Source organism: Candidatus Photodesmus blepharonis, from assembly GCF_000731795.2.
Taxonomy (GTDB): domain Bacteria; phylum Pseudomonadota; class Gammaproteobacteria; order Enterobacterales; family Vibrionaceae; genus Vibrio; species Vibrio blepharonis.
The window spans coordinates 56198-81992 of the sequence record NZ_JGVK01000001.1 but is presented as its reverse complement, the minus strand read 5'-3'; the positions used below and the strand labels follow the sequence as shown (position 1 = coordinate 81992).

General features: G+C 35.0%; 17 protein-coding genes and 2 pseudogenes. 13 read left to right on the top strand and 6 right to left on the bottom strand.

All coding sequences use genetic code 11. The annotated features are described in order from the left end of the window. Positions 1–218: 218 nt before the first annotated feature. Positions 219–1328: an aspartate-semialdehyde dehydrogenase gene (gene asd, locus CF67_RS00345; RefSeq protein ID WP_034412936.1), complete on the bottom strand. Its 1110-nt coding sequence runs from the start codon at positions 1326–1328 to the stop codon at positions 219–221. Between the two features lie 201 nt (positions 1329–1529). Next, on the bottom strand, positions 1530–2513 hold the full coding sequence (gene rluC, locus CF67_RS00340; protein ID WP_034412935.1) for a 23S rRNA pseudouridine(955/2504/2580) synthase RluC: 984 nt from the start codon (positions 2511–2513) through the stop codon (positions 1530–1532). Positions 2514–2964: 451 nt separating this feature from the next. On the opposite strand from rluC, the gene rne reads away from it, so the two are divergent. After that, entirely contained in the window at positions 2965–5472 is a 2508-nt protein-coding gene (gene rne, locus CF67_RS00335; RefSeq protein WP_034412933.1) for a ribonuclease E, read from the top strand. A 283-nt stretch (positions 5473–5755) separates the two neighbouring features. Here the strand turns inward: rne and CF67_RS00330 are convergent, their stop codons facing one another. Continuing rightward, positions 5756–6340, bottom strand: coding sequence for a Fe-Mn family superoxide dismutase (locus CF67_RS00330; RefSeq protein ID WP_034412931.1), 585 nt, complete (start codon positions 6338–6340; stop codon positions 5756–5758). A 249-nt stretch (positions 6341–6589) separates the two neighbouring features. On the opposite strand from CF67_RS00330, the gene grxD reads away from it, so the two are divergent. Continuing rightward, on the top strand, positions 6590–6910 hold the full coding sequence (gene grxD, locus CF67_RS00325; RefSeq protein ID WP_034412930.1) for a Grx4 family monothiol glutaredoxin: 321 nt from the start codon (positions 6590–6592) through the stop codon (positions 6908–6910). A gap of 24 nt (positions 6911–6934) precedes the next feature. Here the strand turns inward: grxD and ligA are convergent, their stop codons facing one another. Both ligA and zipA read right to left on the bottom strand, forming a co-directional pair. Beyond that, positions 6935–8941 carry an NAD-dependent DNA ligase LigA gene (gene ligA / locus CF67_RS00320; RefSeq protein WP_034412928.1) on the bottom strand — a complete coding sequence of 669 codons (2007 nt, stop codon included), beginning with the start codon at positions 8939–8941 and terminating at the stop codon, positions 6935–6937. A gap of 51 nt (positions 8942–8992) precedes the next feature. Next, complete coding sequence (gene zipA / locus CF67_RS00315) at positions 8993–9823, bottom strand: cell division protein ZipA (protein WP_034412927.1); 831 nt, start codon at positions 9821–9823, stop codon at positions 8993–8995. An 816-nt stretch (positions 9824–10639) separates the two neighbouring features. Between zipA and CF67_RS00310 the strand changes: the two genes are divergently transcribed. The 3 genes from CF67_RS00310 (at position 10640) to crr (ending at position 13366) form a co-directional block, all read left to right on the top strand. Next, positions 10640–10897 (top strand): HPr family phosphocarrier protein, encoded by a 258-nt coding sequence (locus tag CF67_RS00310; protein ID WP_034412925.1) that lies wholly within the window; start codon positions 10640–10642, stop codon positions 10895–10897. A gap of 129 nt (positions 10898–11026) precedes the next feature. Then, a complete protein-coding gene (gene ptsI / locus CF67_RS00305) occupies positions 11027–12748 on the top strand; it encodes a phosphoenolpyruvate-protein phosphotransferase PtsI (RefSeq protein ID WP_034412923.1) in 1722 nt (573 codons plus the stop codon). A 108-nt stretch (positions 12749–12856) separates the two neighbouring features. After that, entirely contained in the window at positions 12857–13366 is a 510-nt protein-coding gene (crr, locus tag CF67_RS00300) for a PTS glucose transporter subunit IIA (RefSeq protein ID WP_034412921.1), read from the top strand. 59 nt (positions 13367–13425) lie between these two features. On the opposite strand, the gene CF67_RS00295 is transcribed toward crr, so the two are convergent. After that, on the bottom strand, positions 13426–14577 hold the full coding sequence (locus CF67_RS00295) for a 2-octaprenyl-3-methyl-6-methoxy-1,4-benzoquinol hydroxylase (RefSeq protein ID WP_034412919.1): 1152 nt from the start codon (positions 14575–14577) through the stop codon (positions 13426–13428). 217 nt (positions 14578–14794) lie between these two features. Here CF67_RS00295 and miaB point away from each other — a divergent pair. From miaB to mrdA, 8 genes and pseudogenes are all read left to right on the top strand, one after another. Further along, a pseudogene (gene miaB, locus CF67_RS00290) lies at positions 14795–16123 on the top strand (tRNA (N6-isopentenyl adenosine(37)-C2)-methylthiotransferase MiaB); the annotation flags it as partial. 236 nt (positions 16124–16359) lie between these two features. Then, positions 16360–16824, top strand: a complete 465-nt coding sequence (ybeY, locus tag CF67_RS00285; protein WP_034412917.1) for an rRNA maturation RNase YbeY — start codon at positions 16360–16362, stop codon at positions 16822–16824. Positions 16825–16905: 81 nt separating this feature from the next. Beyond that, positions 16906–17805 carry a CNNM family magnesium/cobalt transport protein CorC gene (gene corC, locus CF67_RS00280; RefSeq protein WP_034412915.1) on the top strand — a complete coding sequence of 300 codons (900 nt, stop codon included), beginning with the start codon at positions 16906–16908 and terminating at the stop codon, positions 17803–17805. A 39-nt stretch (positions 17806–17844) separates the two neighbouring features. Next, positions 17845–19127: pseudogene (gene lnt / locus CF67_RS00275) on the top strand (apolipoprotein N-acyltransferase). Positions 19128–19335: 208 nt separating this feature from the next. Then, positions 19336–21903 (top strand): leucine--tRNA ligase, encoded by a 2568-nt coding sequence (gene leuS, locus CF67_RS00270; protein ID WP_034412913.1) that lies wholly within the window; start codon positions 19336–19338, stop codon positions 21901–21903. A gap of 68 nt (positions 21904–21971) precedes the next feature. Continuing rightward, entirely contained in the window at positions 21972–22469 is a 498-nt protein-coding gene (locus tag CF67_RS00265; protein WP_052538003.1) for an LPS-assembly lipoprotein LptE, read from the top strand. A gap of 86 nt (positions 22470–22555) precedes the next feature. After that, positions 22556–23575, top strand: a complete 1020-nt coding sequence (gene holA / locus CF67_RS00260) for a DNA polymerase III subunit delta (protein ID WP_034412912.1) — start codon at positions 22556–22558, stop codon at positions 23573–23575. Positions 23576–23920: 345 nt separating this feature from the next. Then, on the top strand, positions 23921–25789 hold the full coding sequence (mrdA, locus tag CF67_RS00255) for a penicillin-binding protein 2 (RefSeq protein WP_034412911.1): 1869 nt from the start codon (positions 23921–23923) through the stop codon (positions 25787–25789). Positions 25790–25795 lie beyond the last annotated feature (6 nt).

Sequence of the window (25795 nt, the reverse complement as noted above, 5' to 3'; positions counted from 1 at the left end):
GCCTCGTATCGAAAACCGAAACAAACTTCTGAAAATATTTTGTATTTGATACATTAATAATTTTAAAAAAATAAAAATCTGAAAAAAATAAACTTAAAACTCTACGATAAAAACTCTCAGTATGTCACGATGCAGCTATCAACATGATTTGTTAGATTTGAATCTCATGCTAACAGCACGAACTAGCAGTTATATAGAGCTAGGCTAACAATCTCAAGTTAATCTTTTCTCTCAGAAAGAATAATTCTTAACGTACGACGGAGCACTTCAGCAGCACCCCATAGCAATTGATCACCGACAGTAAATGCGTTCAAAAAATTTTCACCTATTGACATCTTTCGTAAGCGACCTATAGGTAATGACATGCTCCCTGTAACTTTTACTGGCGTGAGTTCTCGAATAGTAGTATCATGGTCATTTGGGACTACCTTAACCCAAGCATTATGCTCTTCGATTATTTCTTTGATTTCATCAATTGGAAGAACCTGTTTTAACTTAATAGTTAATGCCTGAGCGTGACAACGCATTGTTCCGACACGTACACAAGTTCCATCAATTGGCACAGGTGAATCTCGTAACCCTAAAATTTTATTTGCTTCTAAAGCTATCTTCCACTCTTCTTCACTTTGACCATTTTTATTTTTCTTACCAATCCATGGAATTAAAGAACCTGCAAGAGGAACACAAAATTGATCAGTAGGAAATGACGATGATCGTGCAGTATCTGTCACTTTTCTATCAAAATCTAATATAGGGTTAACAAACTCTGATCTAACAGAGTCACTGAGAGCACCCATTTGCGAAATAAGCTCACGCATATTTTGAGCACCTGCACCAGATGCGGCTTGATAAGTCATCGTGCTTACCCACTCAATCATATCTTGCTTATATAAGCCAGCTAAAACCATAAGCATTAAACTAACTGTGCAGTTAGCACCTACAAATGTATTAACTCCCGAATGAATACCTTGTTGAATTTGGGTAAAATTAACAGGATCTAAAACAATAATTGACTCTCTTTCCATACGCAACGTAGATGCGGCATCAATCCAGTACCCTTTCCAGTTTGCTTGACGTAGCATTGGATATACTCTTTTTGTATAAACACTGCCTTGGCAAGTAATAATTATATCCATCCTCTTGAGACTATCAATGTGAAACGCATCCTGCAACACACCTATATCTTTACAAAAATTTGGAGCTAAAATACCACTTTGCGATGTGCTGTAGAAAACTGGTTCAATAAGAGCGAAGTCTTCCTCTTCTAACATACGTTGCATCAATACTGAACCAACCATACCACGCCATCCAATCAAGCCTACTATCACCTTATATTTCTCCACTCGCTCCTATACTAGTTAAAGATACAATACTCTAACTTTGAAACGAAATCATCATGTCTATTCCATTAAAGTTATCCAGGAATACTATTCCTCATCCTAAAACAAAACAGTATCCCTCCTACTGTACTAGCAATTGATTATTGAATCTACGCATTTAAATTTTTAATAAAACCATTAGCAAACTACTCACATTAATCTGCCTCCTGGTTTATTTAAAAGTCTAAATTTTCTCAAACCTATTAAAACTTTCTCAAGTTTCTCTTCCATAGGTGCGCTCACTTCTACTAACTTATTACTTGATGGGTGAATGAATTCAATTTTAGAAGCATGAAGGAACAAACGATTTAAACCAAGTTGTCTTGTATACATATCGAATTTTTTAGAACCATATCTCTCATCCCACGCAACAGGGTGTCCAACATGTTGGCTATGGACACGAATCTGGTGAGTACGTCCCGTGATTGGATTGACTTGAACTAATGTTGCATTAGGAAATTTTTCCATAATTTTAAAGCGAGTTTCTGACGATTTACCTTGCAAGCTAACGCGAACAAGACCACTTAATTCGTTTTTTAACAAGGGAGCTTTCACTATTTTATCATATTCTTTCCACTCTCCTTTTGTTAGTGCCACATAAAACTTTTTAACTACTTTCATTCTAAACTGAGCTTGTAAATGACGTAAAGCAGAACGCTTTTTAGCGATAAGTAAAATTCCAGATGTATCTTTATCAATGCGATGTACCAATTCTAAAAAACGCATACTAGACTTTAATGCTCGAAGACCTTCAATTACACCAAATTCAAGCCCACTACCACCATGAACAGCAGTACCTGATGGTTTATTAAGAATAAGTATATGCTCATCTTCAAAGACAATATTACACTCTAATTCTGAAATTTTTCTCAGTTTAGTATTAATCGTAGAACTTGCAGTGTCTTTCTGTATGGGTATAGTGACTGGTGGAATACGGACCAAATCTCTTGATTGCAATTTATACTTAGCCTGAATACGTTTCTTATTTACACGTACCTGTCCTTTTCGCAAGATACGGTAAATCATACTTTTGGGAACTTTTTTTAACCGATTAAATAAAAAATTATCAATACGTTGCCCAGCTGCACTACTACTGATTTCGATCAATTGAACTCTCCTTTTCATTTTGCTCATCTCTAGGATTGTTATCCTTATACCCCAACAAAAATTCTCTAAAAACTCAGCTTATCAACTCTCATCTCATTATGCTATATGCTTTTTTATGTTGTTTAACAATAAAGTCGATTGCTGTATTTTTAAAGTAGTGTTAAAATTTAAAGTTGCGGTGTGCGTTTTGATTAATTTCAAAACCGTCATTTATTACTAAAGAGTCAAATACTTAAGGTTATAGCGCCCTAGTATGGCCTGATACGTAATCGAACCGAGTCGTCTTGTTTCTCCGAATCATCGTATGTTCGTACCGAGTTTCCTCCGCCAAACTGCGGATCGCAAGCTAGCATAGTTTTGATTGTAAAATTGAAAGATAAAGTATCCTTGCAGCTAACTTATAAAGTTAAGCTATTTAATCTAGCAAACTACATACAACAAGAGTAATTAAAATAAAAAAGATAATGAGATTTTGTAAATGAAAAGAATGTTAATTAACGCAACTCAAAAAGAAGAGTTGCGTATTGCCTTAGTTGATGGTCAAAGGCTATTCGATCTAGATATTGAGAGCCCGGGCCATGAATCAAAGAAATCCAATATTTATAAAGGACGTATAACACGCGTTGAACCTAGCTTAGAAGCTGCCTTTGTAGACTATGGTTCAGAACGACATGGTTTTCTTCCTCTCAAAGAAATCGCTCGCGAATACTTTCCAAATGGTTATACGTATCAAGGTCGTCCGAACATCAAAGAAATATTAAGTGAAAATCAAAAAGTAATCGTTCAAATAGAAAAAGAAGAACGCGCCAGTAAAGGGGCCGCTTTAACAACTTTAGTCTCTCTCGCGGGCAGCTATTTAGTTCTGATGCCTAATAATCCTCGTGCTGGTGGAATTTCACGTCGGATAGAAGGCGATGAACGGACACAACTTAAGGCCGCACTTAATACGCTCGCATTACCGCAAGGTATGGGATTAATCGTTCGTACTGCCGGTGTAGGAAAAAGTGCTGAAGAGCTTGAGTGGGATCTAAATGTCCTATTAAATCACTGGGGAGCAATTAAACAAGCGTTTAACTCAAATCCTGTTCCCTTTTTACTTCATCAAGAAAGTAATGTTGTCGTCCGTGCAATTCGAGATTACTTGCGTCGGGATATAGGAGAAATTTTAATTGATAACAATGCTGTTTATAAAAGCGCTTTAAAATATATTCGTCTTGTCCGTCCTGATTTTGTTAAGCGCATAAAAAAATATGCAGGCGAAGTGCCCTTATTTAGCCATTATCAAATTGAAAGCCAAATCGAATCAGCATTTCAACGTGAAGTTCGATTACCTTCAGGTGGATCAATCGTAATTGACCCAACTGAAGCACTGACTTCTGTCGATATTAATTCAGCTCGTGCAACTAAAGGTGGCGATATCGAAGAAACAGCCTTAAATACTAATCTGGAAGCCGTAGAAGAAATTGCAAGACAATTACGTTTACGAGATCTAGGTGGTTTAGTCGTCATTGACTTCATCGATATGACACCCATAACTCATCAACGTGAAATAGAAAATCGTTTACGTGATGCAGTTCGTCTAGATCGCGCTCGTATACAAATTAGTCGAATTTCTCGATTTGGTCTATTAGAGATGTCACGTCAACGTTTAAGTCCTTCTTTATCTGAAGCAAGTCATCATATTTGCCCTCGTTGTACAGGTACTGGTGTAGTTCGTGATAATGAATCTTTAGCGCTATCTGTTCTACGTTTAATTGAAGAAGAAGCTTTGAAAGATAATACTGAAAAAGTCTTGACTATTGTTCCAGTTTCCATTGCGTCCTATCTTTTAAACGAAAAGCGTTCCTCTATTAACTACATAGAGCAAATTCAAGAAGTCAAGATAACAATAGTACCAAATTCAAACATGGAGACACCTCACTTTGAGGTTGTTCGTATTAGAGAAGGAGAAGGAGGTGATCTATTATCCTACTTAATACCTAAAAATATTGAGACCCTAAAGGAAAGTGAGCAGAAAGAAATCACTGAAATTGAAATGAAACCGATAAGAATTGATGGAAATGCACTTAAAAGACCTTCATTATCCTCTTCTCAACCAACCTTAAACGCAACAAGAAAAACTCGAAGCTTAAATTTTTTCGCGATTAAAACTGAAAAGGGCCAGCTAAATCCCTTCAACATTCTCTCAAAAATACTTGATAATTTCCTATTTAATAAAATTAAAGCAATGAAAAAAAAGAAAAAACAGGAGGAAAAAATCAAAAGTGAAAAAAACGATCAAGGTCCTCAAAATAAGGTTGATATACGAAAACGCAAGTTAGATTACAACGAAGAAATTTTAGAAATTGAAAATAAAAAAGAATACAAGCAGGAACGTTACAAGAAATACAACTATATAAAAAATAATAATTTTCTTGAACAAAAAGAATTAAAATGTGAAACTAAAATTAACCAATCAGAATCTCGGTCAGAAGAAAAAATAACTAAGGCAAAGGAACGTCGTCAACGTCGAAAATCAAATAATAAAAAAATCCGAATAAAAAATTCTAGTGTTGTTCAAAACAATACAATACAAACTGAAAAAATAGATAAAAATTCTCAACAACATTGTGATGAGCGTTCTTCTTATCACTTATCTAGTGGTTTGGTGCCAGAAACAATGACAAATGAAATGATCACACCACCTCGCAATTTAGGGATGCTGAGTGATGAATCGAAAAAGGCCGAACAATCCATTATTGATGAAAGAATAAAAAGTACTGAAACTTCAACAAATAAGAGAGTAAAAAAAGAAGCTAAAATTAAAGTGCCAACTAGATCTCACGTAACATCTCCTATGACCAAAGCACCTGGTTCTCAGAAACTGAAAGAAATTAAAATCGTTGCTGCTCCTTTACGCGCTAAACGCTACCAACCTAAAGGTGCAGGAAGCCAAGCAGCACAAAACCAATCTGGTTCCGCAATAGCTAAACCTCAAGATCGCTAAATGACACTTTAAGAAAGGGCAGCTATTTTGCTGTCCTTAGCGAAAGAGTCAACTCGATTATAAAAACAACAACAGCATTGAATATTACACCTAAGCAACGATTTAACAAAGTATCACACGTCGTCAAAGTGCATCAACAATAAGTGAAAAAAGCCAACACTCAAACCTGTACTGAAAGATAAGAGAATACTTACACAATAGGTTTTCTTAGAACTACCGAAAAAAGAAGGCCTACCACGGCGGAAACCATGTAGACCTTGATCTTAACTAAACGTCACACATCTCATTGCAGAAAATTTTTTTCAACAAACTTCCAGTTGACTAAAGCCCAGAAGCCATTCATATAATCCGGACGAACATTTCGATAATCAATATAATAAGCATGTTCCCAAAGATCAACAGTTAAGAGCGGGGTAACTCCCTCTTCTGTCAAAGGGGTCAACGCATTAGAAGTATTAAGAATTTCTAAAGCACTATTAGCCTTTTTAATTAACCACGTCCATGACGAGCCAAAATTACTAATTGCAGAGTCTGTGAATTTTTCTTTGAATATTTTAAAAGAACCAAATGCCTCATTAATGGCATCTAATACCAAACCAGTAGGTTGACCACCGGATTTTGGCGCTAAACACTGCCAGTAAAATGTATGATTCCAAATTTGTGCCGCATTGTTGAATATAGAACCAGTAGAAGTCTTAATAATTTCCTCTAATGTTTTATTTTCGAACTCAGTACCAGAAATAAGCGTATTCAACTTAACCACGTAGGTATTATGGTGTCTTCCATGATGAAAGTCCAAAGTCTCAGCTGAAATATATGGTTCTAGTGCATCTTTTACGTAAGGAAGGGCTGGTAACTCAAATGTCATTGTCCAATTCTCCATCTTGTTACGAATTATTTTAATGCTGTTAATCCGCCAGAAAGACTGGCTTCTTTCCATGGTAACAAATTTCCAATTTTTTGTAAAGAGTTTTATTAAAAGTAAAACTAACTTTGATTTTAACATACTAAAAAAACAAGAGTTGATCGTAAAGTCTCATTTATGCAATAATCAACCTTCTTTAATATCCAAATGATTAAGAACACAACTAAGTAATGTACGCATACTGGGCAAAAAATGGAAACTATCGATAAAATTAAAAAACAAATTTCAGAGAATTTAATTCTTCTGTATATGAAAGGCTCACCACAACTCCCTGCCTGTGGATTCTCTGCTCAAGCATCTGAAGCGTTAACAGCATGTGGTGAACAGTTCTCCCATATAGATATCCTACAGAATCCAGATATTCGTTCCGTGCTGCCTTCTTATGCTCAATGGCCGACATTTCCTCAATTATGGATTAAGGGCCAGTTAATTGGTGGTTGTGATATTATCCTTGAAATGTTTCGCAAAGGTGAACTTCAACGCTTAATTAAGGAAACAATACAGAATATTTGAAACATTTTATCTTTAGCTTAAAATTTACTGAATAATGTTTAGCAAATCTTCCTCTGTACGAATGTCTACACCAAGGTTTTTTGCTCTTGGTAGTTTTGAACCAGGGTTCTTGCCAACAAATAAAATGTCAGTTTTCTTTGAAAGCTTTTCCGACACTTGCGCTCCGAGCATTTGCAATGCTATCTTAGCTTCGCTGCGTGGTAAGCGAGATAAGGAACCAGTAAGCACGATGGTTTTACCTGACAATATTTGAGGTTTTAATTTCTTAATTAATCTTACATCCGGCCATGTTACACCTAATTCAATCAGTTCTTTTATAAATTTCTGATTACCTTGTTGCGCAAAAAAAGACACTATGCTATCAGCGACTCTGGAGCCAATATGAGGAACTTTAAGCAAAGTCTCATAAGAAGCTGCCTGGATTGCGTCTAGTGTATAAAAATGTTGAACCAAATTTTTAGAAGCAACTTCGCCCACTTCCTTTATTCCTAAAGCGTACACAAAACGAGCTAAAGAAGTCCTCTTGGATTTTTCTAATGCGTTTATTAGATTTTGTGCTGACTTGCTTCCTATACGATCTAACTTTTCTATAATGTTTGCTGGAAGCCTAAATAAATCAGCTGGTGTTTCAACAACTTTTAAATCAAGAAGTTGCTCAATAATTTTGTGACCGAAACCATCAATATTCATTGCTTTTCTTGAGACAAAGTGTCTCAATGCTTCTTTTCGCTGAGCTGGACATAACATCCCAGCACTACAACGAATAATTGAGCTACCTTTGACATATTCAACTGGAGCTTGACAAACTGGACAAGAAACTGGAAACACAATATCCTGCTCCCTGTTACTACGACGTTTTAAAAGAACTGAAACAACTTGAGGAATTACACCTCCTGCTCTACGTACTACAACAGTATCACCAATTTTTACCCCTAATCGCGTTACCTCATCGAGATTATGAAGCGTTGCGCTCTTTATTGTAACACCGTCGATAAAAACTGGTTCCAATTTAGCAACGGGCGTAATAGATCCAGTTCGACCAACTTGAAACTGAACACCAATCAGCAATGTTAACTCTTCTTTCGCTGGAAATTTGTAAGCAACAGCCCAACGTGGAGCACGAGCAACAAAGCCTAATCTTTCTTGAAATTCAATGTTATCAACTTTAACAACTATACCGTCAATTTCATAGTCTAAGTTATCCCGACGAAGCAAAACATCCTGATAATATGACTTTACTTTAGCTAAAGAATGAACTAAGCATACCTCAGAACATATAGGGAAACCCCAATCTTTTAGATGCAACAAACGTTGATAATGACTGCCGAACAACGATCCTTGAAAAAAACCTACGCCATACGCATAAAAGCTCAAGGGACGTTTAGCGGTTACTTTTGAGTTTAACTGACGTAAACTACCCGACGCTGCATTTCGCGCGTTCAAAAAAATTTTTTCGCCATTGCTAGCAGCCTTTTTGTTTAATTTACCTAAACCTACTTTAGATACAAACACTTCACCACGAACCTCAACTCCATTAGGCCAACCTTTCCCTTGAAGTTTGAGAGGTATAGTCTTAATGGTGCGTATATTCTCAGTAATGTTTTCACCAATAGCTCCATCACCTCGTGTTGCTGCTTGAACTAAAAAACCATTTTCGTATAATAAATTGACTGCTAACCCATCTAATTTAGGTTCACAGCAATATTCTGCAGCTACAACATTTAATCTACTGTTTACTCTATTACTAAACATTTCAAGTTCTTGATCATGAAAAACATTATTAAGAGATAACATCGCTGTTTTATGTTTTACTCTACCGAACTTATCTAAAACAGCACAACCAACCCTTTGGCTAGGAGAGTCAATAGTCACTAACTCTGGATTTTTTAACTCAATATCTAGAAGTTTTTTCATTAAACGATCATATTCAGCATCAGGAACTTCGGAGTCATCCTCAATGTAATAACGTCTTGCATAATAATTTAAAGCCTTTCTTAGCTGTTTTAACTTCTGCTGCATTGATTGAGACATAACTTACTCTAAATGAACATAAAAACGTAAGTTTAGAGCCTAAGACCCTAATTAATAATTAACTTTTACTTCATACCGTATTTTAAAATCTTGAATTTGTCGTCGATAAGCAAGCAGACGATCGGGAGTAATTAGGTTACGTGTATCATCCAATACATTACCACCCAAATCATTAGCAATTCTTTGAGCAGTTTTAAGCATAAGTTCAAAATTTTTTTCTGCCCGACCGAAACATGGTAATATCATGAATAAGGAGATACCTCTAGTTGTAAAATTACTAAGATCATCACACTTAAAAGCACCTGGTTTCATCATGTTAGCAACGCTAAACAGCGATTTTCCCATCTCAGATGAAGGCATATAACAATGGAAAATACCCATTTCACCATAAAATAGTCCATTCTTTTCCAAACTATCAAATAGCGTTGTGCCAACGAACAACTCCTCTTCTAAACAATGAACATTCAACACAATGACCTCTGACTGAGACTTTGAACTAGTATTTGGTAGCAAAATTTTATCAATTCTTGATGAGTAAGACGATACATTCAAGGTTTCTTTTTGAAAATCTGATGCTTTTGGCACTGTTGTAGAGCAGTACTTTGAAGAAATACCTCTTAATAACGGAGTAATCTCTGTGTTTTCAATCACACCAAAACTTGGTTCTTTACGCTCTTTATGCAATTTTTTTAAGTCAAAGACTAAGGTTTTCGATAACTTTTTTTGCGGTTTATTGCGTTTAGCACCTAGCCGATTAGGCAATTTTGGATTCAATTTAACCTTAATCTTCTCCTGTTGTTTGCTCGACCAATAACCGTGAAACAACAACGCCATTATAGCTAACAAACCAACAATAATAAGTACAAGCCGCAATTCCTGCATATTTTATTCTTAAAGTCCTTGGTATAAAACTCATCAGAAGTGGGTTACAAAACAAGTAAAACGGACAGCCCCATGATACTTATCACAAAACTCATTACCATGCTGTGAGCAATTAATACTAAAACTATTAGATAATAACGATATTGCTCATAACCTCCCTATTTTCAATTACTCGGAACAAAAATTTAAACAACGAACAGGCTTAATTATAGCAAAAAATTATCACTTACAAAACCTAGTTTTAATTACAGTGTTTCTGATTTCTGTAAGCTTTCAACCTAAGCTCCCGAATGTACTCCTTATCCTAACCTACTTCATAAAAAAGTGTGTCATAATATACGTATTTTAGTACTCTTTCTATCTATTTCAAATAAAAAACGATAATCCCAATAAAAAATTTTGCGAATAAATTAAGAACAAAGTTGATATAAATTGGGAAAATTCATACTGCAAAGAATTTAAAATTCTGTTCGTTGAATAAACTGGTATATACAACTACCTTCTAAATTGAAAGTGCAATCATATAATCGCATTCTTTCAAGTAACTCTAAACCCGAAAACTGATTAAGAATTGTTATTTAGCGTTTTTTTTGTTGATCCTTACCTCACCTTTGGTGGTAATATCAGTACTGTTTTATTTTAAACTTCAAAATTAAAGAATGAAATTGAAGAACGAAGATGATTTTGTGATATATAAATAACCCAGGGTGACGTTCTGATTCTAAGAAAAAAAACAACGTTGTTCTGCTAGCGAAAACTCGCTTAAGTAGTTAATCTTAACCAGTTAATAAACTAATAACTTCATGGGGGTGTAATATGTACGAAAAACAAGTAGAAATCACTGTAGAGAACGGTCTTCACACTCGCCCAGCTGCACAGTTCGTTAAAGAAGCAAAGGCATTCGACGCAGATATCACCGTAACTTCTAATGGAAAAATTGCTAGTGCAAAAAGCTTGTTTAAATTACAAACTCTTGGCCTTGTAAAAGGTACTGAAATAACAATTTCAGCTGAAGGCCCGCAAGCTCAACAAGCTGTGGAGCATTTAGTGGCTCTGATGAATAAATTACATTAATTTTGAGTTCAAAAATATTCTGTATAAAAGTTATAAAAAGCTTTTTACTAAATCAAAATTTAAGCTATATCTTGTTATTAACATTTAATTAAAGCTATCTTGCAGTTGACTAATTTTTAAGGTAAGGTCATGATCTCAGGCATCCTAGCATCTCCTGGTATTGCTTTTGGCAAAGCATTACTTATCCGAAAGGATGAAATTGTTCTAAATACAAATTTTATTTCAGACGATCAGATTGAAACTGAAGTTCAGCGTTTCTTTGATGGACGTCGTGAGTCTTGTTTGCAATTAGAAAATATCAAAAAAAAAGCACTCGAAAAATTTAGCAGAGAAAAAGGAGCAATTTTTGAAAGTCACATTATGCTTCTTGAAGATGAAGAACTTGAAAAAGACATCCTAACACTTATAACAAAAGATAAAATGTACGCTGATAACGCTATTCACCAGGTTATCGAGAAACAAGCCCGTACTCTAGAATCTTTTGATGACGAGTATTTAAAAGAACGTGCAACGGATATACGCGATGTCGGAACACGTTTTATAAAAAACGTACTAGGCATCAAAATCCTTGCTCTTGGTGATATCGATGAACAAGTCATCTTAGTGGCACATGACCTAACACCTTCTGAAACCGCACAAATCAATCTAAATTATGTGTTGGGCTTTATATGTGATATAGGTGGTTGTACTTCACATACCTCTATTATAGCTCGAGCTCTGGAATTACCCGCCATCGTCGGTGCTAACAATATCACTAGACAAGTCAAAAATAACGATGTGCTAATTCTTGATGCAGTGAACAACGAAGTTATCATAAATCCATCTGAAAGTGAACTGATGAAAGCAAAGGTTATGAAAAAGACCTTCATTTCTGAACAAAATGAACTGACTAAACTAAAAAAATTACCAGCACAAACTATCGATGGTTATCAAGTAGACATATGTGGCAATATAAGTACAGTTAAAGATTGTGATGGAATTCGACGAAATGGTGGTGTAGGTATTGGTTTATATCGCACTGAATTTTTGTTCATGGATCGCGACAAACTACCAACTGAAGAAGAACAATATTGCAGCTATAAAGAAATTATAAAAACAATGAATGGCGAATCAATAATAATCCGCACAATGGACATCGGTGGTGATAAAAATTTACCATATCTAAATATACCCAAAGAAATGAATCCGTTTTTAGGCTGGCGTGCAGTACGCATCAGTTTAAGCCGTCGCGAGATTCTACGTGATCAGTTACGTGCAATTCTACGTGCATCTGCACACGGAAAAATTCGTATTATGTTCCCTATGATCATCTCAGTTGAAGAAATTCGCGAACTTAAAAAAGCCATCGAGGAGTATAAGATAGAGCTACGCATTGAAAATTTCGCTTTCGACGAAAATATTGAAGTTGGCATAATGATTGAAACTCCAGCTGCCGCCGCTATTGCACATCATTTAGCAAAAGAAGTATCTTTTTTTTCGATTGGTACTAATGACTTAACACAGTATACACTGGCAGTTGATCGCGGAAATGAAATGATATCTCATTTATACGACCCATTATCACCCTCCGTATTAAGAGTAATAAAACAGATTATTGATGCTTCCCATTCTGAAGGGAAATGGACAGGAATGTGTGGTGAGCTTGCAGGTGATGAACGCGCAACACTTTTATTATTAGGAATGGGTTTAAACAAATTTTCAATGAATGGTATGTCCATTCCAAGAGTAAAGAAAATTATCCGTAATTCAAATTTTTTAGAAGTTAAAGCCATGGCACAAGAAGCGCTCTCTCTTCCAACTTCTTATGAAATCGAAGCTTGTGTAAAAAAATTCACAGAAAAAATTCAGTGAAATGATCTGCTGGTTAATGTTAAAGTACGTAGTCGGAAAACGAATATATTTCAACCATGTATATCAAAACTGATATGCTGACTGAGTTAAAGCTGGGAGTATGAGATAATGGTTTTTTTTGAAAAAATTAAAAAATTAGTGTCTAGTGGTAACATCAACGTAGATACATCGGAAATTATTGCACCAATTTCTGGGGAGATTATAAACATAGAAGATGTACCAGATGTTGTCTTTGCTGAAAAAATTGTTGGTGATGGCGTGGCTATCAAACCAGTTAGTAATAAAATGCTAGCTCCTGTCAATGGTACTATCGGTAAAATCTTCGACACCAACCATGCTTTTTCTATAAAATCTAATGATGGTTTTGAATTATTCGTTCATTTCGGTATTGATACGGTTGAACTGAGAGGAGAAGGATTTAAACGAATTGCCATAGAAGGGCAATCCGTTAAAATCGGTGATCTCATCATTGAACTCGATTTACCACTTCTAGAAAAAAAAGCAAAATCAACTGTAACTCCTGTCGTTATCTCTAATATGGAGGACGTCAAAGAGTTGAGTAAACTATCCGGTTCTGTGATTGCTAGCAAAACTCCTATTTTTCGTATAACTAAATAACACAGATAACACTACAAGAAAGCAACATTTCTAGTTTTTTATCCTTTGGTTTTTTCAGCTTATAAACCCAAAGCATATTTTAATACTTTTCGTTTGATGATTTCAGAACTGTCAACTAACTTGAACATTACATTTCGTGCAAGTTTTAACGGAAGGAAATCATTGCTAAATCCTTTATAAAGTAAATCAATTCCAGTTTGCATTAATAAATTATCGGGACGACGCCTAAGCTCGTACTGAACTAATAAATCATTAGATAAAATTTCGACTCCAGATGTTACCTCTAACAAAGCAACTACATCTTTAAAACTAATGTTCACTCCCTGCCCTGCTAAAGGATTTATTGTATGAGCGGAATCTCCAACCAAAACACACCTTTTATTTGAATACTTTTGAGCATGCCGCCTTGTTAGAGAAAATGCTCCTTTTTGCAACACTTTAATATCTCCTAGCTCCTTAGGGAAATGGCATAAGATTTCAGAACGTAACTGTTTTGAATTCATAGCACAAAGCTGTTTGATTCGCTCTGGTGAGTCATACCAAACTAGGGAACCTTGATTTCCGCATAACGGCAAAAATGAACGAGGACCAGTTGGAGTAAAGTGTTGCCAAGCAATATCTTGCTGTGGCAAATCAGTGTTTACACCAATTGATATGCAATGCTGACGATAGTCCCAAGCTGTAATTCCAATATTAGCTAACTGCCTGACTCGAGAATGCTTACCATCGGCGCCGATCACCCACATAGCCGAAAATTTTTCACCAGATTTTAAAAATAATATGTTACGATCTTCCTTAAATTGTATACCTTTTAGTTCATCTGAATAAACAACTAAATTTAAATATTTAGAAAATTGGCTTATCAACCCTAACTGAATCACACGATTTTCAATGATATAGCCAAGCTGAGACAAGCCCACAGCTTTACTATCAAAATGAATACGACACTCTGGAAAACACCACGTTTCTAGACGACGATAAGGACATACTCTCATTTTTGTAATTGAACTCCAAGCTCCAAGCCGATCAAGTAAATGCACTGAACATTGTGAAATAGCAGAAACCCGAATATCTATTGGCTGACTAGGAGAAAAATTACTTAAGGAATCGTTTTCAACTATAGCTACTCGCCTTCCCTGCTTAACAAATCCCAGAGCAACTGCAGATCCGACCATTCCTCTTCCAATGACAGCAACATCATAATTTTTCATTATAAAATTCTTAGTTATAATAACTGGCACTTCTACTGGACAAGTTCATAATCTAAAACGTAGTTTCATAGTCTCAACTAAACTTTCAGCATCGTACTAACATGAGAAAAATTGGCCAGGAACTATTGAAAAAAGTACAATCCGGTGTCAAATTATGGGGATTATAACATGAACATAGTTCTTCATAAATGAGAAAGAAGAAAAAAATGGAAACAAAATGAATAAAAAACTACTAATAAAAACATGGGGTTGTCAGATGAACGAGTATGATTCATCGAAAATATCTGATCTTCTGTACGTAACTCAAGGTTACAAGTTGACGGAAAATCCAGAAGAAGCAAACGTCCTCCTGCTAAATACCTGCTCAATCCGTGAAAAGGCTCAAGAAAAAGTTTTTCACCAATTAGGTCGGTGGAAAACGCTAAAAAATAAGAAAACAGAGGTTATTATCTGTGTTGGTGGCTGCGTCGCAACACAAGAAGGTGATTATATTCGAAAACGCTCTCCATTTGTTGATATTATCTTCGGACCACAAACATTACATCGCTTACCTGAAATGATCTCACAATTTCAAGAAAATAAGGTATCCATTATAGATATTTCATTTCCTGAAATTGAGAAATTTGATCATCTTCCTCCAGCACGTGCAGAAGGTACTACAGCGTTTATCTCTATTATGGAAGGATGCTCAAAATACTGTACTTACTGCGTGGTACCTTACACACGTGGCGAAGAGGTTAGTCGCCCAATAGATGATATACTCTTTGAAATAGTCCGATTAGCTGAGCAAGGAGTACGTGAAGTAAATCTATTAGGACAAAATGTTAATGCTTACCGGGGAAAAACGTATAATAATAGCATTTGCTCATTTGCTGAATTACTATATTTAGTTGCTTCTGTAGATGGTATTGATCGTATTCGTTTTACAACTAGTCATCCAGTAGAATTTACCGATGATATCATTGCCGTTTATGACGATATACCTGAATTAGTGGATTTTCTACACCTACCAGTACAAAGTGGTAGCGATAAAATTCTAACAATGATGAATCGTCCACACACTATTCTCGAATACAAATCTATTGTTCGGAAGTTACGTCAAGTACGTCCAAATATCCAAATTAGTTCAGATTTTATTGTCGGTTTTCCGGGCGAATCAGATAAAGATTTTCAGGAAACAATAGAGTTTATTAAAGATGTTAATTTTGACATGAGTTTTAGCTTTATTTTTTCACCTCGACCTGGAACACCAGCCGCAAATTATTCATGCAATGTACCTGAACAAGTTAAAAAAAAACGTCTGTACGAACTACAACAAACTATTAACATTCAAGCAATGCGCTATTCTCGCTTAATGCTTCATACAGAACAACGTGTATTAGTAGAAGGACCATCAAAAAAAAATTTGATGGAGTTACGTTCCCGTACTGAAAATAATCGCATTGTAAACTTCGAAGGTTCTCCGGAATTGATTGGAAAATTTGTTGATGTCAAAATTACTAACGTGTTTGCAAATTCTCTTCGTGGGCAAATCATTCGCACTGAAATAAAATAAGACCTAATCTTTAAAAAACAGAAATTTATAAACTCCTAGATAAATTTCATACTGAACAATTATAACATCAGTAGCATGTTGCTAAAATAAAATTGAGATGTATTGAAGAAGTGTATTTTATCCAAAAATCGAAAAATTCTCTTTATCTTCTTCCTGCAATTGTTCTCTGAGTTTAAATTTTCGTACTATATATACATAATTGATGTAACATTAGAGTTAAATGAGCAATGACAATCAAGCTTAATCTACAATTTTCTACTAAAGATAAGAATAATCTTCCTTCAAAAAAAAATATTCATCGCTGGCTAACACTTTCTTTAATGAGGTTTCAAAAACAAGCTGAAGTTACTGTTCGTATTGTAGATAAAAAGGAAAGTCAGCAATTAAATTATAAATACAGAAAAAAAAATAAACCAACCAATGTATTGTCTTTTCCATTTATTTCTCCTGTTAATATGAAACTGAATCTGCTCGGAGATCTAATTATTTGTCGGCAAATAGTCGAACAAGAGGCAATTAAACAAAATAAACCCTTAATTGAACATTGGGCGCACATGATTATACATGGCAGCTTACATCTGTTAGGTTATGATCATATCGAAAAAAACGAAGCTGATGAAATGGAATCTCTAGAAATAGAGATAATGCAAAATATGGGATATAAAGACCCTTATTTCCTTGAAATAATATAAGTACTTACCGTCTAAAAATAGCAAAATTTATATGTGAGCTATCACACTTCTGGTAGCATTGCTTACTAGTTAGAGTCAAAAATGAACGAAGATAATTTCCTCTCTTCTTTTAAAGGAAAAAAAAAGAAATCTAAAAGTTCAAATAGAAAATCCTTCTCCAAACTGCTAGGTCAATTTTTTCAAGGAAAACCGAAAGATCGCCAAGAACTGGTGGATGTCATTCGTGATTCAGAACGAAATAATGTAATCGATCGTGATACACGCGATATGTTGGAAGGTGTAATAGAAATTTCGGAAATGCGAGTTCGAGATATCATGATCCCGAGATCACAAATAGTTGCAGTAGATAAGAATGACAATTTGGATTTGTTAATTAATTTAATTACTGATGCTCAACACTCTCGCTATCCAGTAATTAGTGAAAACAAGGATCATGTTGAAGGAATTCTGTTAGCAAAAGATTTGCTCAAATACCTAGCTTCAGAAAACACAACTTTCAGTATAGAAGAGGTCATACGTTCTGCTGTCGTTGTTCCTGAAAGTAAACGAGTTGATCGTTTACTTAAAGAGTTTCGTGAAGAACGGTATCATATGGCTATTGTCGTGGATGAGTTTGGTGGAGTTTCTGGACTAATCACTATCGAAGATATACTTGAAGAAATCGTTGGTGAAATCGAAGATGAATTCGACAATGACAATGAAGCAGATATACGTAAGTTAAGTAGACGTGCATTTTCTGTAAAAGCGTTAACTACTATTGAAACTTTCAACGAAGTATTCAGCACTAATTTTAATGATGAAGAAGTTGATACAATAGGCGGTATGGTTATGACCGCTTTAGGACATTTACCATCTCGTGGTGAAGTTATAAAAATTAACAATTATAGTTTTAAGGTTACAGCAGCTAATAATCGCCGTATAGTTCAATTACAGGTTACGATTCCCGATGTAGAAAAGTTCGTAAAACAAACTGAAGAATAACTAAAATTTCCATGAATTTATAAGCATGTATGGATATTAATGATCAATAATTTTATTCATTACATACTAAAGCTGTTGATAGCGCTCTTCCTAGGTTCGTTAACAACCTTATCTTTTGCTCCATACAAAATTTGGCCAATCGCTATTCTGGGTCCTTTATTTTTGCTCTTGCTTCTTCATAAATGCTCTGCAAAATTTGCGTTTTTTCTTGGCTATCCTATCGATTTAGTTAGTGTTTGATTGGTTACACGGAATAATAGGTTTTCCCTGGTTATAGCTTAAGTGCAGTCAGGTCGACTACTCTCCGTTGGATCATTTTGCTCCACTAGGTGGTGTAGAACTCATCATTTTTCTGATTATGCTATGTGCCACGGCCACAGCATACACTATTATTCTACGTAATACTTGGATTTATCTACTAATTCTATTGATAATAATTACAGCTGGTTCAATTTTGCACAATGCAGACTGGCTGCTTCTCAGTTTACAAAGAAAGACAAAAGTTGCACTAATCCAAGGCAACATAGATCAAAATACCAAATGGTTACCCAGTCAATTTTGGTCAACAATTACAAAATATACTACTCTGAATAAAGAAAATTTGGATGCAGATTTAATTGTTTGGCTAGAATCTGCTATACCGACTTCTGAATTTATGATCTAATCGTTTCTTCATGATTTAGATTCCTTGGTAAAAAAATAACAGTGTAATTATCAGCGATATAATTAGACAAAGTGAGAAGAACGAGTTTTACAGTAGTATACTAGCTATCGGTAAAACACTAGATTAATACCGCTACGATCTTACTCAACGCTATCACAAGCATAATTTGATCCAATTTGGTGAATTTATCCCCTTTGAAAATATTTTAAGGCCACTATCACCATTTTTTAATTTTCCAATGTCATCCTTTTAAAAAGGCAATTTTGTTCAAAAAATATCTTTGCAAACGGAAAATACATAGCTCCAACGCTTTGCTACGAAATTATTTTCAATGAACAAGTAAGACGAAATGTTACTGATTAATACAGATTTCATCCTTATGCTCTCCAATAACGCTTGGTTTGGAGATTCAATCGGTCCCTTACATCATATTGAAATTGCTCGAATGCGAGCCAAGGAATTGGGTAAACTATTGATTCATTCTACCAATAATGGTGCAACAGACCATAAAAGAAAAATTATTAAACAAGTCCGCCAGTTTAAGACAGAAGCATTGAGAGCAGAATTAATTCCAACATACGGCAAAACACCTTATAGAATCATAGGTTCATATCCTTATATATGGATGGGCAGTCTTCATCTTACTCCTTTTTTTTAAAAAAATAGATTATTCAAAAAACTAAAACATATCACTACAAATAAATAACTAAAAGAATCGAAAAGCACACCTTAATCTAATTTCTCGACTCTAAATTGTACAACATAGGACTGGCTATTGTTGTATTTGATTACTTTATGTATCCTATAATGATTAGTCTCTTCCTATAATCAAACTTTTACAATTCCATAACAACTGGATCTCATCGATGCAAAACTACGACCATAAAGATTTAGAACAAAAGGTTCAGCAGCACTGGGAAAATAATAAAACCTTCGTTGTAACTGAAGATTCAGCTAAAGAAAAGTTCTACTGTTTATCAATGTTTCCATACCCAAGTGGAAAATTACATATGGGTCACGTACGTAACTACACAATCGGTGATGCTATATCCCGTTTTCAACGTTTGCAAGGTAAAAATGTGATGCAACCAATTGGTTGGGATGCATTTGGTCTACCAGCTGAAAATGCAGCTATCAAAAACAATACAGCACCAGCACTATGGACTTACGAAAATATTAAGCATATGAAAAAGCAGCTTAAACGCCTAGGGTTTAGCTACGATTGGAATAGGGAAATTACAACATGCACACCTGAATACTATCGGTGGGAACAGAAATTCTTTACTCAATTGTACAAAAAAGGTTTAGTTTATAAAAAAACCTCATATGTAAATTGGTGTTCGAATGATCAAACTGTTTTAGCAAACGAACAAGTAGAAAATGGACGCTGTTGGCGCTGTGATTCTAAAATTGTGCAAAGAAAAATTCCCCAATGGTTCATTAAGATCACCAAATACGCGCAAGAAATGCTTGATGACTTAGATCACCTTGATGGTTGGCCAAACATGGTTAAAGCTATGCAACGTAACTGGATTGGTCGTTCTGAAGGGGTTGAAGTCTTTTTTAGGATAGGTAAAATCCAACTTAGAGCATATACAACTCGTCCTGACACCATAATGGGCGTGACTTGTTTGCTTATCTCTGTAAATCATCCCATCGTGGAAAAAATAAAAAAAAATAACCCCAAATTAACCACATTCATTAATGAGCATCGCAATATTAAAATAACTGAAACAGGAATAGCCGGTATTGAAAATAAAGGCATGGCAACTAACTTAACTGTTACTCATCCATTGAATAACCGTGAACTACCTGTTTACATAACTAATTTTATTATGATGGATTATGGAACAGGTGTGGCCATGGCAGTGCCTGCTCATGATCAACGCGACTATGCATTTGCGACTAAGTACAGTTTAGATATAATTCCAGTAATCAAACCAGAAGATAAAAGTAAGCTAAATATTTCTAAAAAAGCATATACGGACAAAGGAATTTTGTTCAATTCCGATGAGTTCAATGGCCTTAAATTTCAAGATGCATTTAACGCTATTTCAAAAAAACTTGAAACAAAAGGCAGAGGCAGAAAAACTGTTAATTTTCGTCTACGTGATTGGAATATTTCTCGTCAACGTTACTGGGGAGCTCCAATTCCAATGGTAACCACTGAAGATGGCGAAATTCACTTAGTACCAAGTGAGAAGTTGCCAGTCATTTTACCTGAAAATGTAATGATGAATAGCGGAGGCAATCCAATAAAAACAAATCCTGAATGGGTTAAAACAACGTTAAATGATCAACCTGCTCTGCGTGAAACTGATACTTTTGACACTTTTATGGAATCATCTTGGTATTACGCTCGTTATTGCTCACCGAAAGCTGAAGACATTTTAGATCCAGGAAAAGCCAACTACTGGCTACCAGTGGATCAGTATGTTGGTGGTATAGAACATGCTTGCATGCATTTATTGTACTCTCGATTTTTCCACAAATTACTACGTGATGAAGGCTATCTAAAATCTAATGAACCATTCAAAAAACTACTATGCCAAGGTATGGTATTAGGTGACGCATTTTTTCATATTGATGAAAAAGGAAACAAAGAATGGATTGCTCCCACTGACGTAACAACTAAATATGACAATGAAGGTCAAATCGAAAAAGTTCTCGATAATCAAGGTCGCCAGGTTGATTACGCAGGTATGATCAAAATGTCTAAATCGAAAAAAAATGGTATAGATCCTCAAGCAATAGTGGACAAGTATGGTGCTGATACTATTCGATTATTTACGATGTTTGCATCTCCAGCAGAGATGACACTCGAATGGAAAGAATCTGGAGTTGAAGGTGCTAATCGTTTTTTAAAACGAGTTTGGAAACTTGTACAGGAACACTCAAAAAAAGGAGTGATTGAAACACTAAATATTTCTTCCCTTTCTGAAAATCAAAAGGAACTGCGCTTCTATATTCATAAAACTATTGCTAAAGTTAGTGACGATATAAATCGCCGTCAAACCTTTAATACTGCTATTGCAGCAATCATGGAATTAACAAACAAACTAGCCAAAGCACCTAAAAACGATACACAAAATCGGGCAATCCTTGATGAAGGTTTCAAAGCAATAATCCTCATGCTTTATCCAATTACTCCTCATATTTCTTATAAATTATGGACTGTATTAGGTGAATCAGATATCGATTCGGCACTGTGGCCAGTATTTGATCCAAAGGCTCTCATTACAAATAATAAAACTATTGTTATTCAAGTAAATGGAAAGCTTAGAGCGAAACTCTGTATTCCTGGAAACATAACTCAAGAGCAAATAAAAGAACTCAGTTTGAATAACAAGAACGTAACCAAATTTATTAGCGGTCAAACAATCCACAAAATAATTTACATCCCAGACAAACTAATAAACATTGTGATAAACTGATCAATAGTTAAAGCAACAATATCAAAATACAACGTTGAAGGATAAAATAGATATCCTAAAAATTTTAAATGCCATCAATTTTTAGAAAATTAAGACCTATTTATCTTTTTCTAACTGCAAGTTTCCTTTCTGCTTGCAGTTTTCATCTACGCGAGGATTTTTCTACGCTAAAAGAACTCAATAAAATATCTCTAACTAGTTATGATCAATACAGCACACTCACCCGTATGGTAAAAAACGCATTGCGTATTAGAAAAATACAAATCGTACCAGCCGAATCCTATGTGCCTAGCTTGTCTTTAATTGATGAAAGAATCAATAGAAGAACTTTATCTTTATACCAAAATACTCGTCATGCTGAGATTGAATTAACCTTGACAGTAACATACAAAATCAAGATTCTTAATCTGGAATCTAAAATTTTTTCTACAAACGTAACTCGTAGTTATCTAGACAATCCTTTTGCTGCTTTAACTAAATCTATAGAACGTAACATGATAGAAAACGAAATGCGTAAACTAGCTGCAACACAAATTATAGGGCAGATAGAACGTCTAAGATTGTAAGTAGAAGAAAAAAACTTTGGAATCATTATGAAAATTTCTCATGTAATATTTTAAAAAAATTAAATCACATTAAAACTTCAGTGCTAATGGACATATTTTCAGATAGACTTCCTGAACGACTAAACAAACAATTGCAATCTATTTACTTGTTGTTAGGCAATGAACCTTTATTGCGTCAAGAGGCTCGTCAAGCAATCAATAAAAAAGCTAAACAACATGGATTTAGTGAGCGACGTCACTTCTATATTGATACAGATGTTAATTGGGATCAATTGTATTACTGCATTCAGTCATTTAGTCTCTTCTCATCTAAACGAATCATTGAACTGGAAGTTTCTGAAATCAAAATAAACCCATATTCGACTCAAAAACTGATCTCATTAATCGAAATCTTGCACAATGACATTATATTAATAATAATTAGCAGCAAACTAAATACACAATGGCTAAAAGCGTTTAAGAATAGGAGCTGTTGCGTAAATTGTTTTGCGCCAGACACAAAAAAATTACCTCAATTCGTTCAAGCTAGATGTCAAAAACTTGGATTAAAGGCAGATTATGAAACCCTGAAGGTGCTAGCTCAATGGTACGAAGGCAACCTATTAGCTCTGTCACAAAGCTTAGAAAAACTCAATTTGCTTTATCCTGACCGTGAATTGAATCTTGTTCGAGTGAAAGAATCATTAAGCCGTAATAATCACTTTACTTCTTTACATTGGATTGATGCACTACTTGAAAACAAACCAAATCGTGCACAACGTATCCTTCAGCAATTAAGGGTTGAGGGTATGGAAGTAACTACACTTATTCGAACTATACAAAAAGAGCTACTAAAACTTCTTCAAATAAAATATGAACTTAACACCTCAACTTTCCTGCAACTCTTTGATAAACATCAAATACGGAAAATGAAACGATCCTCTTATTTTTCCACACTATCGAGACTTTCTTCAACTACGTTAAAAAAACAATTAAAACTACTCACCAAATGCGAAATTTTGGCTAAGACACGAGACGACACATCAGCTTGGCCATTATTATATCAGTTAAGCATGCAACTATGCTCTTCAGAAAATTACAAGAGAACAGTGCATAAAGATATATAATTTCATAACCTAAAAAAGCTATTTAAAACTAAATTAGTGAAAAATCCCAAACAACTCAAAAGCTTAAAAAAATATTTTTTCATTAAATAGCAAATCATGTATGATTCAGAAAGTTAAAACCTTAAATTAGAATCGTAATATTAACGAAGAAACAGTTAAGAACGTTTATCGACAGAAAACTCAAATATCACGTGAAAATATCAATTTAAAAGTTACCAACTTTGAAACTCAATCCAGTTTTTATATAAAAAGGCTAAGCCATGCCAGTAGCTCAACAAGAAAGATTTGTATCAGTACATGAAATGTTTGAATACAATAATCAGATATCTGAATGAGATAACTTATATGTCATATAAACCTAATAAAATTCGTGATTATGGAGCGGAGTTGCGCTTGTTCAAAAATCGTGCTTTAATCGCCTTTGTTTCTGTTGTTATTATGACAGGCATATTAATCGTAAATCTGTACGATATTCAGATCAATCAACATCAAAATTATAAAACACGTTCTAACAGCAACAGAATTAAAGTCCTTCCTATCGCACCAAACCGAGGCTTGATTTTTGATCGAAACGGCAATTTACTTGCTGAAAATCGTCCCATCTTCAACTTAGAGATTGTACCAGAAAAAGTTAAAGATATGGAGTGTACCATAACCAAACAACAACAGATGATACCCCAAATCACCACAAAACATATTGAAGCCTTCGAAAAAGAACGCTACCAAACTCGCCGATTTAAATCCATACCTTTACTCACTCAATTAAATCCAAAACAAGTTGCAAAGTTTTCTGTTAATCAACATAAATACCCTGGAGTTTCAGTGAACGCTTATCTGAAACGTTACTATCCATATGGTAAAGGACTTACTCATGTCATCGGTTATGTTTCTCAGATCAATGATCAAGATATGAAAAAATTAGTACTCGAAGGGAAAGAGACTAATTATCAAGCAACACAAGATATCGGAAAGCTTGGAATTGAACGGTATTACGAGGATCTTCTGCACGGAACTCCAGGTTACCAAGAAGTAGAAGTGAACAGTCGTGGACGAATTATCCGCACCTTAAAATACGTCCCTCCTATCCCAGGAAAAGATATTGTTTTAAACCTAGATATTGACCTTCAATTATATGTCTACAAACTACTCAATGGACGTAGAGGCTCCGCCATAATATTGGACCCCAAGGATAATAGTATACTAGCCATGGTTTCAAGTCCAAGTTATGATCCAAATTCATTTGTTCATGGCATTTCGAGCGAAACATATAACGCACTACTTAACAATAAAAATCGTCCACTAGTAAATCGAGCAACGCTCAGTATTTATCCCCCAGCTTCTACAATCAAACCATTTATGTCGGTCGCCGCATTACAAGAAGGCGTGATTACACCTAATACTACTCGTAACGATCCTGGTTATTGGCGTATTCCAAATTCAAAAACAAAACCATTTCGAGATTGGTTACGTTGGGGACATGGAAAAGTCAACGTTTCTAAGGCTATTGAAGAATCAGTGGACACATTCTTCTATCAAGTGGCTTACAGAATGGGTATTGATCGCATTTCTCAATGGATGATGATGTTTGGCTTTGGCAAATATACCGGAATCGATATTTATGAAGAAAGCAAAGCCAATATGCCAACTCGAGAGTGGAAAATGTCTCGTTATCATACACCATGGTATCAAGGAGATACTATACCTGTTGGTATTGGGCAAGGTTACTGGACTGCAACTTTAATACAAATTTCTCAAGCAACCTCAATATTGATTAATCATGGAAAAGTGGTGACTCCTCATTTGTTGCGGGCCACCATTGACCATAGCAATCATTTTGATTTTCAACAAGCTAATATCGAAATTGATACTACAATGACAGGAGTAGAAGAGCAATATTGGAATATTGCAGCTAATGGAATGAGACTAGTAAATCATGGAGAAAAAGGGACAGCTAGACATTCGTTTAAAGATGCAAAATATATCAGTGCTGGTAAATCTGGTACTGCGCAAGTATTTGGCTTAGGTGAGAATGGAGAATATAATGCTAAGGAGTTAAAAGAACATTTACGTGACCATGCTTTATTTACTGGTTTTGCTCCTTTTGATAAACCTCAATTTGTTGTTACTGTAGTTTTAGAAAATGCTGGAGGAGGCTCTACTCAAGGTGCACCATTTGTCAGAAAAGTGCTTGATCGTGCTATTTTAGGTATCTAGTCAAAA

Coding starts and splice junctions, on each gene's coding strand:
- ligA (WP_034412928.1), bottom strand. CDS start 8,941: ATGTCTCAATCAATGCAGCAGAAGTTAAAACAGCTAAGAAAGGCTTTA.
- crr (WP_034412921.1), top strand. CDS start 12,857: ATGGTTTTTTTTGAAAAAATTAAAAAATTAGTGTCTAGTGGTAACATC.
- CF67_RS00310 (WP_034412925.1), top strand. CDS start 10,640: ATGTACGAAAAACAAGTAGAAATCACTGTAGAGAACGGTCTTCACACT.
- rne (WP_034412933.1), top strand. CDS start 2,965: ATGAAAAGAATGTTAATTAACGCAACTCAAAAAGAAGAGTTGCGTATT.
- holA (WP_034412912.1), top strand. CDS start 22,556: ATGGACATATTTTCAGATAGACTTCCTGAACGACTAAACAAACAATTG.
- CF67_RS00265 (WP_052538003.1), top strand. CDS start 21,972: ATGCCATCAATTTTTAGAAAATTAAGACCTATTTATCTTTTTCTAACT.
- rluC (WP_034412935.1), bottom strand. CDS start 2,513: ATGAGCAAAATGAAAAGGAGAGTTCAATTGATCGAAATCAGTAGTAGT.
- mrdA (WP_034412911.1), top strand. CDS start 23,921: ATGTCATATAAACCTAATAAAATTCGTGATTATGGAGCGGAGTTGCGC.
- ptsI (WP_034412923.1), top strand. CDS start 11,027: ATGATCTCAGGCATCCTAGCATCTCCTGGTATTGCTTTTGGCAAAGCA.
- corC (WP_034412915.1), top strand. CDS start 16,906: ATGAACGAAGATAATTTCCTCTCTTCTTTTAAAGGAAAAAAAAAGAAA.
- CF67_RS00330 (WP_034412931.1), bottom strand. CDS start 6,340: ATGACATTTGAGTTACCAGCCCTTCCTTACGTAAAAGATGCACTAGAA.
- leuS (WP_034412913.1), top strand. CDS start 19,336: ATGCAAAACTACGACCATAAAGATTTAGAACAAAAGGTTCAGCAGCAC.
- grxD (WP_034412930.1), top strand. CDS start 6,590: ATGGAAACTATCGATAAAATTAAAAAACAAATTTCAGAGAATTTAATT.
- ybeY (WP_034412917.1), top strand. CDS start 16,360: ATGACAATCAAGCTTAATCTACAATTTTCTACTAAAGATAAGAATAAT.
- zipA (WP_034412927.1), bottom strand. CDS start 9,823: ATGCAGGAATTGCGGCTTGTACTTATTATTGTTGGTTTGTTAGCTATA.
- CF67_RS00295 (WP_034412919.1), bottom strand. CDS start 14,577: ATGAAAAATTATGATGTTGCTGTCATTGGAAGAGGAATGGTCGGATCT.